The sequence below is a fragment of the Streptomyces sp. MK37H genome (assembly GCF_018035285.1).
GTDB lineage: Bacteria > Actinomycetota > Actinomycetes > Streptomycetales > Streptomycetaceae > Streptomyces > Streptomyces endocoffeicus.
Genome location: NZ_JAAAYH010000398.1, coordinates 1 through 8,390 on the forward strand (window position 1 = coordinate 1; position 8,390 = coordinate 8,390).

11 protein-coding genes are annotated in these 8,390 nt (G+C 72.5%); 8 read left to right on the plus strand and 3 right to left on the minus strand.

Annotated elements, in window-relative coordinates:
* The 4 genes from GWI24_RS35630 to GWI24_RS35645 all read left to right on the plus strand — a co-directional run.
* Positions 1-244: flavodoxin-dependent (E)-4-hydroxy-3-methylbut-2-enyl-diphosphate synthase (locus GWI24_RS35630; RefSeq protein ID WP_210950172.1), on the plus strand; the 244-nt coding region annotated here is incomplete at its 5' end.
* Positions 245-371: 127 nt separating this feature from the next.
* A complete protein-coding gene (locus GWI24_RS35635) occupies positions 372-1,217 on the plus strand; it encodes a GNAT family N-acetyltransferase (protein WP_210950173.1) in 846 nt (281 codons plus the stop codon).
* Between the two features lie 25 nt (positions 1,218-1,242).
* Positions 1,243-1,812: a GNAT family N-acetyltransferase gene (locus GWI24_RS35640; protein ID WP_210950174.1), complete on the plus strand. Its 570-nt coding sequence runs from the start codon at positions 1,243-1,245 to the stop codon at positions 1,810-1,812.
* 143 nt (positions 1,813-1,955) lie between these two features.
* On the plus strand, positions 1,956-3,674 hold the full coding sequence (locus GWI24_RS35645) for a proline--tRNA ligase (protein WP_210950175.1): 1,719 nt from the start codon (positions 1,956-1,958) through the stop codon (positions 3,672-3,674).
* Positions 3,675-3,794: 120 nt separating this feature from the next.
* Here the strand turns inward: GWI24_RS35645 and GWI24_RS35650 are convergent, their stop codons facing one another.
* Genes GWI24_RS35650 through GWI24_RS35660 form a run of 3 tightly spaced genes read right to left on the minus strand, consistent with a single transcriptional unit; the run spans position 3,795 to position 5,820 of the window.
* Positions 3,795-4,739, minus strand: coding sequence for an aminoglycoside phosphotransferase family protein (locus GWI24_RS35650; protein ID WP_210950176.1), 945 nt, complete (start codon positions 4,737-4,739; stop codon positions 3,795-3,797).
* A 31-nt stretch (positions 4,740-4,770) separates the two neighbouring features.
* The gene (locus GWI24_RS35655; protein WP_210950177.1) at positions 4,771-5,274 is read right to left on the minus strand and encodes a ferritin-like domain-containing protein; all 504 of its coding nucleotides are present in this window, start codon (positions 5,272-5,274) and stop codon (positions 4,771-4,773) included.
* Between the two features lie 33 nt (positions 5,275-5,307).
* The gene (locus tag GWI24_RS35660; RefSeq protein WP_210950178.1) at positions 5,308-5,820 is read right to left on the minus strand and encodes a hypothetical protein; all 513 of its coding nucleotides are present in this window, start codon (positions 5,818-5,820) and stop codon (positions 5,308-5,310) included.
* 311 nt (positions 5,821-6,131) lie between these two features.
* Between GWI24_RS35660 and rimP the strand changes: the two genes are divergently transcribed.
* The 4 genes from rimP to GWI24_RS35680 all read left to right on the plus strand — a co-directional run.
* Positions 6,132-6,656 (plus strand): ribosome maturation factor RimP, encoded by a 525-nt coding sequence (gene rimP, locus GWI24_RS35665; RefSeq protein ID WP_210950179.1) that lies wholly within the window; start codon positions 6,132-6,134, stop codon positions 6,654-6,656.
* A gap of 2 nt (positions 6,657-6,658) precedes the next feature.
* The gene (gene nusA / locus GWI24_RS35670; protein ID WP_210950180.1) at positions 6,659-7,651 is read left to right on the plus strand and encodes a transcription termination factor NusA; all 993 of its coding nucleotides are present in this window, start codon (positions 6,659-6,661) and stop codon (positions 7,649-7,651) included.
* A 96-nt stretch (positions 7,652-7,747) separates the two neighbouring features.
* Entirely contained in the window at positions 7,748-8,038 is a 291-nt protein-coding gene (locus GWI24_RS35675) for a YlxR family protein (RefSeq protein ID WP_210950181.1), read from the plus strand.
* Positions 8,039-8,186: 148 nt separating this feature from the next.
* Positions 8,187-8,390: translation initiation factor IF-2 N-terminal domain-containing protein (locus tag GWI24_RS35680; RefSeq protein ID WP_210950182.1), on the plus strand; the 204-nt coding region annotated here is incomplete at its 3' end.

Sequence of the window (8,390 nt, forward strand, 5' to 3'; positions counted from 1 at the left end):
AGTTCCGCTGCGCGTCGCGGTCATGGGCTGTGTTGTCAACGGTCCGGGTGAGGCCCGCGAGGCGGACCTGGGCGTCGCCTCGGGCAATGGCAAGGGGCAGATCTTCGTGAAGGGCGAGGTCATCAAGACCGTGCCGGAGTCGAAGATCGTGGAGACCCTGATCGACGAGGCCATGAAGATCGCCGAGCAGATGGAGAAGGACGGCACCGCCTCCGGCGAACCCCAGGTTTCGGTCAGCGGCTGAAGCGCCGCCAAGGAGACGCACAGGGCCCCTGGAAAAGGCGGTGAGGGGCCCTCTTGGCCTGCGCGGTAGAGTCTGAGGATCGACGTCCCCGGCCCGCGGGCCCGCACCACGTGAGGCAGACCGACACGTGCTGACCACGTCCACCACCAGGGTCCTCGAGCCCCATGAGCTCGACGCGGCCCTTGCGGTGCTCGACCGCGACCCCGTCTCGAACGCCTTTGTGGCCGCCCGCGTCCAGGTCGCCGGCCTGGACCCGTGGCGGCTCGGTGGCGAGATGTGGGGCTGGTACTCCGGCGGGCGGCTGGAGTCGCTCTGCTACGCCGGGGCGAACCTCGTGCCCATCTGCGCCACCCCCGAGGCCGTGCGCGGTTTCGCCGAGCGCGCCCGCCGGGCGGGCCGCCGCTGCTCCTCGATCGTCGGCCCCGCCGAGACCACCGCCGGGCTGTGGTCCCTGCTGGAGCCCAGCTGGGGCCCGGCCCGTGAGGTCCGCGCCCGTCAGCCGCTGATGGTCACCGGCTCGATGCCCGCCGACGTCCCGCCCGATCCGCTGGTGCGCCGCGTCCGCAAGGACGAGATGGACGTGATCATGCCGGCGTGCGTGGCGATGTTCACCGAGGAGGTCGGCGTCTCACCGCTCGCGGGGGACGGCGGGCTGCTCTACCAGGCGCGGGTCGCCGAGCTCGTCACCGCCGGGCGCTCCTTCGCCCGGGTCGAGGACGGCCGGGTGGTGTTCAAGGCCGAGATCGGCGCGGCCACCCCGCACGCCTGCCAGATCCAGGGCGTATGGGTGGCCCCCGAGTACCGCGGCCGCGGCCTGTCCGAGACCGGAATGGCGGCGGTGCTCCGCTATGCGCTGAGCGAGGTCGCCCCGGTGGTGAGCCTGTACGTCAACGACTTCAACACCGCGGCCCGCGCCGCGTACCGCCGGGTCGGCTTCCGGGAAGTCGGCGCGTTCATGAGTGTGCTGTTCTGATCGACGGGCCAGTAGGGTGCCGCCCATGCTGCATCTCCCCGGGGGGCGGACCCCGGAACCCGAAGACGTCGTCGTCGGGTCGCTCGACCTCGCCGCACGCGTGGACGAAGCGCTCGACGTCCAGGCCGTCGCCTTCGGGCTGACGGCCGAGGAGGTCGGCGTACGACGCCACATCGTGCTGCGCCACCTCAAGAGCCCCGGCGCCCGCGCGCTCGGCGCGACGACGCCCTCCGGCCGGCTCGTCGGCTTCGTCTACGGCATGCCCAACAACCGCACCCACTGGTGGTCCACGGTCGTCCAGCCGTATCTGCGCGCGGCCGGGCACGAGGACTGGCTGGACGACTCGTTCGTCATCACCGAGCTGCACGTCCACCCCGAGTACCAGAGCCGCGGCATCGGCCGGCAGCTGATCACGACCATCACGGACGGCGCCGACGAGCCGCGCTCGATCCTGTCCGCGATCGACACCGAGAGCCCGGCCCGCGCGCTCTACCGCTCACTGGGCTACCGCGACCTCGCCCGCCCCGTGCTCTTCCCGAGCGCCCCGAGCCCGTACGCCGTGATGGGAGCCCCCCTGCCGCTGCGCCGCCACTAGGGCCTGTCTGGGGTCCTTCTGGCGGAGATCCGTCAGAAGGACCCCAGGTCCCGGCCAGGCGCCGCCGCGGCCTTACGCATTTCCGGGAAACCAGCCCGTGCGGCTAACCTCCTGAACATCCCATCGCACGCAGGAGAGACCCCATGGCCCACGCCGTCAACGTCCAGCGCATGTCCACGATGATGCTGAAGACGCTGCGCGAAGACCCGGCGGACGCCGAGACCGCCAGCCATAAGCTGCTCGTCCGCGCCGGGTACGTCCGCCGCGCCGCCGCGGGCGTCTGGACCTGGCTGCCGATCGGCAAGAAGGTCCTGGAGAACGTCTCGCGGATCGTCCGCGAGGAGATGGACGCCATCGGCGCCCAGGAGGTCCTCCTGCCCGCACTGCTGCCCCGTGAGCCGTACGAGACGAGCGGCCGCTGGGACGAGTACGGCGATCTGCTCTTCCGGATCAAGGACCGTAAGGGCGCGGACTACCTCCTCGGCCCGACCCACGAGGAGATCTTCACCCTGACGGTCAAGGACCAGTGCACGTCCTACAAGGACCTGCCGGTCATGCTCTACCAGATCCAGACCAAGTACCGGGACGAGGCCCGCCCCCGCTCGGGTGTGCTGCGCGGGCGCGAGTTCCTGATGAAGGACTCGTACTCCTTCGACACCACCGACGAGGGCCTCGCCGAGTCCTACCGGCTGCACCGCGAGGCGTACCAGCGGATCTTCCAGCGCCTCGGCCTGGACTACCGCATCGTCTCCGCGGTCTCCGGCGCGATGGGCGGCTCGGCCTCCGAGGAGTTCCTGGCCCCGGCGGCGGCCGGCGAGGACACCTTCGTCGACTGCCCGAACTGCGACTACGCCGCGAACACCGAGGCGGTCACGGTGACCGTGCCGCCGGTCGAGGGCGCCGGGCACGGCCCCCTCGAGGAGCTGGACACCCCCGACACCCCGACCATCGAGACCCTCGCCGAGTACCTCGGCGTCCCGGCCTCCGCCACCCTGAAGAACCTCCTGGTCAAGGTCGACGGCGAGATCACCGCGGTGGGCGTCCCCGGCGACCGCGAGGTGGACCTGGGCAAGCTGGGCGAGCACCTCGCCCCGGCCGTCGTCGAGCTCGTCACGGCCGAGGACTTCGAGGGCCGCCCCGAGCTGGTGCGCGGCTACGTCGGCCCGCAGGGCCTGGCGGGCAAGTCCTTCCGCTACATCGCCGACCCGCGCGTCGCCCCCGGCACCGCCTGGGTGACCGGCGCCAACAAGCCCGACACCCACGCGCGCAACGTGGTCTGCGGCCGTGACTTCGAGGTCGACGAGTACCTGGACGTCGTCGTGGTCGAGCCGGGGGACCCCTGCCCCCGCTGCGGTGCGGGCATCGAGCTGGACCGGGCGATCGAGATCGGCCATATCTTCCAGCTCGGCCGCAAGTACGCCGACGCCTTCCAGCTCGATGTGCTCGGCCAGAACGGCAAGCCGGCGCGGGTCACGATGGGCTCGTACGGCATCGGCGTCTCCCGCGCCGTCGCCGCCCTCGCCGAGCAGACCCACGACGAGTCCGGTCTCTGCTGGCCCCGCGAGGTCGCCCCGGCCGACGTCCACATCGTCGCGGCGGGCAAGGCCCTCCAGACCGAGATGGCCCTGGACCTCGCGGAGAAGCTGGGCACGGCGGGACTGCGGGTCATGGTCGACGACCGCGCCGGTGTCTCCCCAGGCGTGAAGTTCACCGACTCCGAGCTGATCGGCGTCCCGGCCATCCTGGTCGTGGGCCGCGGTGCGAAGGACGGCGTCGTCGAGCTGAAGGACCGCCGCACGGGCGAGCGCGAGGACCTCCCCATCGACGAGGCCATCGCCCGCCTCACGGCCACCACCGACTGACGACCGCGGCGGCGCCGGGGGGCGCGGCGCCGGGCGGCGGAGTCCGCGCCCCGCCCCCGCTGCTCAATCGCGCCGGAGGCGCGAGACGAAAGCCGCACCCGGCCGGGCCGAGCAGCCCCGTCAGAGCCAGCCCGCGAACTCCAGCAGCAGCTCCGCGCGCCGGTGGTCGCCCGCCGCGGCGTGGTGCAGCCCTGTCTCGACGGCGCGGTAGAGGGACCAGCCGCGCAGCCGGTCGCGGTCGACATCGAGGGAATCCGCCAGCTTGGCGACCCGGCGGCGCGCGGCCGCGGCGGGGCCGGGTCCCGCGGCCAGGTCCTCACAGCGGTCGAGCACCAGCCGCGCCAGGTCGTACGCGCGCTCGCCCACCACCGGCGCCGGACCCACCGCGAGCCAGGGCGCGCGCTCCCCGGCCAGCACCTTCCCCTGCCGGAAGGCGCCGTGCAGCAGCACCTCCTCGGGCGGGTCGGCGGGCAGCGCCGCCCGCAGCTCCAGCGCCTCGTCGGTGAGCGGACGGGCGTCCGCCGCCCAGTCCCCGGTGCCGAGCACCCGCAGGATCTCGCGCTCCTCCTCGGTACGTCCGGTGACCGACGCGAACGGATGCCCCGCGGGCGGCGGCACCCACAGCCGCCGCACCGTGCCCGCCGCCTCCAGCAGCGCCTTCGGCTCGGGCAGCGAGCGCAGCGACACCGCGCCGTGCAGCCGCTCGAGCAGCAGCGCACCGGTGTCCGGGTCGGCGCGCAGCAGCCGGGCCGCGCCCCAGCCGTTCCAGTGCGCGAGGGCGGCCCGCTCACGGTCCGCGTCCGGGCCGGGGACCGGGAACTTCAGCGCCGCCGGGGTGCCGTCCGCCTGCCGTACGAGCGCGACGAGCCCGCGACGCCCCCCGGGGGTCGCGACCCGTTCCAGGGTCAGCTCCCAGGCCGCCAGCTGCCGCCCGGCCGTCCCGGGGAGGGTGTCCAGCCAGCTCCGCACGGCGCTCGCGGGGTCGTCGCTCAGCGCGTCCAGAAGCCGCTTCGGCACGGGGACGCGGTCCGTATCGCGGCCGCCGGGCTGTGGTGCCGATGCCATTCCTGAGCTGTCCCCTCCACCATCAATGACGTCACACCCCGTCCGACCCACCGCTCGGCGACGCCGACTGAGTGGCCGGTGTGGCGTGTTCGGTGAGCCCAGGGAAGGCTACGCCGCCGCCCCGCCAGCGCACCGCGCGGACCGCCGCCTCCCGCAGCGCGCCCGCCGCCTGGCGGCGCAGGGATCCGGTCGAGGCCCGTACGAGGTCGGCGTAGACGGCGGCGACCCGGTTCTCCAGCTCGGCGGCGAGCCGCACCGCGGCGGGCGCGTCCGGCACCGCGAAGGGCAGGGCGTAGGCGGGCGCCGCGCTGGTGGGGCGGCCGCCCAGGTCGCGCACGGTGCGGGCGAGGCCGTCCCGGCGCGCGCGGTGCGCGGCGTAGCCCTCGCGCGCCTCCGCGAGCCGGTCGTCGCCGATCCGCCCGCCGACGACGCCGTAGCCGTACACTGCGGCGTGCTCGGCGGCGAGCGCCGCCTGCGCGGCCCTGAGCGCCGCGGCACGTTCGCCGACGGCCGAGCGGTCTGCTCGAGCGGCCATGTCAGTACCCCTTCCCGGTGGTCCCGAGCGTGATCACGAGTCCGTGTCGCGCTGCGTGAGGAGATACACGTGGGCAGCGCCGCAGGCCGCGACGGAGGCCAGCAGCCGGGCCAGCTCGGGCGGCGCGGTGGCGAGCGCGGCGGTGCGGGTGTCGGCGGTCTGGCGCTCGGCCTGGACAAGGGCGGAGAGGGCCTGCTTCTCGTCCTCGGGGACCTTCGGCATCCGCCGCCCGCCCGCCGAGGGCGAGCGCGACACGGTCGCGGAGGGGGAGGGGGACCGGCCCTTGGCGGTGAAGACCGCGACATGCCGCGCCGTCTCCTCCCGCAGCGGGGCCAGCCGCTCCGCGAGGGCGGGGTGCGCGTCCACGGTCGCGTCGTAGCGCGCGAGGAGTGCCGTGGAGTCCCGCGCGCCCCGCGCCCGCAGCAGCGCGACATCCGCCCCGCCGTCCGCCTCGCGCCGGGACCCGGGGTCGTCGGAGCAGCCGCTCAGCAGCGCGACGGCCCCCAGCGCCCCGCCGCCCAGCAGCAGACTCCGCCGCCGGCTCACCGGCGCGGCGCAGGCCGAAGAGGCGGCGGACGCTGAAGACACAGCGGACTCGGCAGAGGCGGCGGGGACCGCGGACACGGCGTCAGGCGCGGCTGTGGCACGGGGTGGGGGAGTGGTGATCGACACGTTCCTCTTTCCGGGCTGCGGCCGCTCCCGGCCGCCGGTAGTGATCACAGCAGGCGAGCGTACCCGCGCCGAGGCCGTCTGCCCGGCAGCGGCCACCGAATCGTCAGCCCGCCGCCGGAACAGATAGGCTTTGACCTGACACGCGACCTTCCCACAACAGCACACGCGGCCGAGGAGTCACCCGGATGAGCACCACCCAGAGCGAGAGGCTGCGCGGACTGCTGGAACCGCTCGTCAGCGCGCGAGACCTGGATCTGGAAGAGGTCGAGGTGACACCGGCCGGGCGGCGGCGCGTGCTGAGAGTGGTCGTGGACTCCGACGACGGCGTCCAGTTGGACACGTGTGCGGAGCTGAGCCGGGAAATCTCCAAGACCCTGGACGACACGGACGCCATGGGCCAGACCGCGTACGTCCTCGAGGTCACCTCTCCCGGCGCCGAGCGCCCCCTGACCGAGCCGCGCCACTACCGCCGCGCCACCGGCCGCCTCATGAGAGCGCGCCTCGCCGACGGCGGCGAGCTGGTGGCCCGGATCGTCTCGGTGGACGACGAGGGCCTCGATCTGGAAGTTCCCGGTGTGAAGGGGCGCAAGCCCACGGCCAGGCGGCTGGCCTTCGAGGAGATCTCCAAGGCCCGGGTGGAGATCGAGTTCAACCGCAAGCCCGCGGACAAGGCCGCGGGCGAGGACGACGAGAGCAAGGAGGAGGCGTAGCCGTGGACATCGACATGAGTGCCCTGCGGGGTCTGGTGCGAGAGAAGGAGATCTCCTTCGACCTGCTGGTCGAGGCGATCGAATCGGCCCTCCTCATCGCCTATCACCGCACCGAGGGAAGCCGCCGCCGGGCCCGCGTGGAGCTCAACCGCGACAGCGGCCATGTGACCGTCTGGGCCCGCGAGGACGCCGAGGACCTGGCGGAGGGGCAGGAGCCCCAGGAGTTCGACGACACCCCCTCCGGCTTCGGCCGGATCGCCGCGATGACCGCGAAGCAGGTCATCCTGCAGCGGCTGCGGGACGCCGAGGAGGAGATCACCTTCGGCGAGTACGCGGGGCGGGAGGGCGATGTCGTCGCCGGTGTCGTCCAGCAGGGCAAGGACCCCAAGAACGTGCTGGTGGACATCGGCCGTCTCGAGGCGATCCTGCCGGTGCAGGAGCAGGTCCCGGGCGAGGACTACGCCCACGGCACCCGGCTGCGTACGTATGTCGTACGAGTCGTCAAGGGCGTGCGCGGACCGTCGGTGACCCTTTCGCGTACGCATCCCAATCTGGTCAAGAAGCTCTTCGCGCTCGAGGTGCCGGAGATCGCGGACGGCTCGGTGGAGATCGCGGCGATCGCCCGCGAGGCGGGCCACCGCACCAAGATCGCGGTCCGGTCCACCCGTACGGGGCTGAACGCCAAGGGCGCGTGCATCGGCCCGATGGGCGGGCGGGTGCGCAGCGTGATGGCCGAGCTGCACGGCGAGAAGATCGACATCGTCGACTGGTCGGACGACCCCGCTGAGCTCGTGGCGAACGCGCTGTCACCCGCGCGGGTGAGCAAGGTCGACGTGGTCGATCTGGCGGCCCGCTCGGCCCGGGTCACCGTGCCGGACTACCAGCTGTCGCTCGCCATCGGCAAGGAAGGGCAGAACGCCCGGCTGGCGGCGCGGCTGACCGGCTGGCGGATCGACATCCGGCCGGACACCGAGCAGTCGGGTGATCAAGGCTGATTCAGGCCGGATCCCCCGGGATCCAGACCAAATCGAGTGACGATTCGATCACTCCCCCCAGGGGGTGAGGTCGGTACGGGGAGGTAGACTTAACCAGTGTCTGGCCGCACGCGAGCTGGTGCCTGCCCTGAGAGAACCTGTGTGGGATGCCGGGATCGGGCGGCCAAGAACGATCTGCTGCGAATCGTGCTGATCGAGGGTGTTTGTGTCCCCGATCGGCGCGGTACGCTCCCCGGTCGGGGTGCTTATGTTCACCCCACACGGGTCTGCCTTGACCTGGCGGTTCGCCGCCGGGCCTTTTCCCGGGCCTTCAGGGGGCCGGGAGCGCTCGACACCACGGCGCTCCGCCGGTTTGTCGAGCAGGGTGACAGGCGACACCCTGAGTAGTTGAAAGAACGGCACGGGACACCGTGCGGTCAGGTACCTCGCGAGTCGGAAGTAGGTCGAGATTGCGATGAGCACTCGATGAGTACGCGATGAGTACGCCCATGAAGTAGCGACGGTCCGGCGACAACCCGGACCTAAAAGGAGCGAAGTGGCTAAGGTCCGGGTATACGAACTCGCCAAGGAGTTCGGAGTTGAGAGCAAGGTCGTCATGGCCAAGCTCCAGGAACTCGGTGAATTTGTACGTTCGGCGTCCTCGACGATCGAGGCGCCGGTTGTGCGCAAGTTGACTGACGCTTTCCAGGGTGGCAACGGCTCCGGCCGCGCCGCCGGTAAGCCCTCGGCGCCGCGCAAG

Coding starts and splice junctions, on each gene's coding strand:
- GWI24_RS35640 (WP_210950174.1), top strand. CDS start 1,243: ATGCTGCATCTCCCCGGGGGGCGGACCCCGGAACCCGAAGACGTCGTC.
- GWI24_RS35655 (WP_210950177.1), bottom strand. CDS start 5,274: ATGGCCGCTCGAGCAGACCGCTCGGCCGTCGGCGAACGTGCCGCGGCG.
- GWI24_RS35645 (WP_210950175.1), top strand. CDS start 1,956: ATGGCCCACGCCGTCAACGTCCAGCGCATGTCCACGATGATGCTGAAG.
- rimP (WP_210950179.1), top strand. CDS start 6,132: ATGAGCACCACCCAGAGCGAGAGGCTGCGCGGACTGCTGGAACCGCTC.
- GWI24_RS35650 (WP_210950176.1), bottom strand. CDS start 4,739: ATGGCATCGGCACCACAGCCCGGCGGCCGCGATACGGACCGCGTCCCC.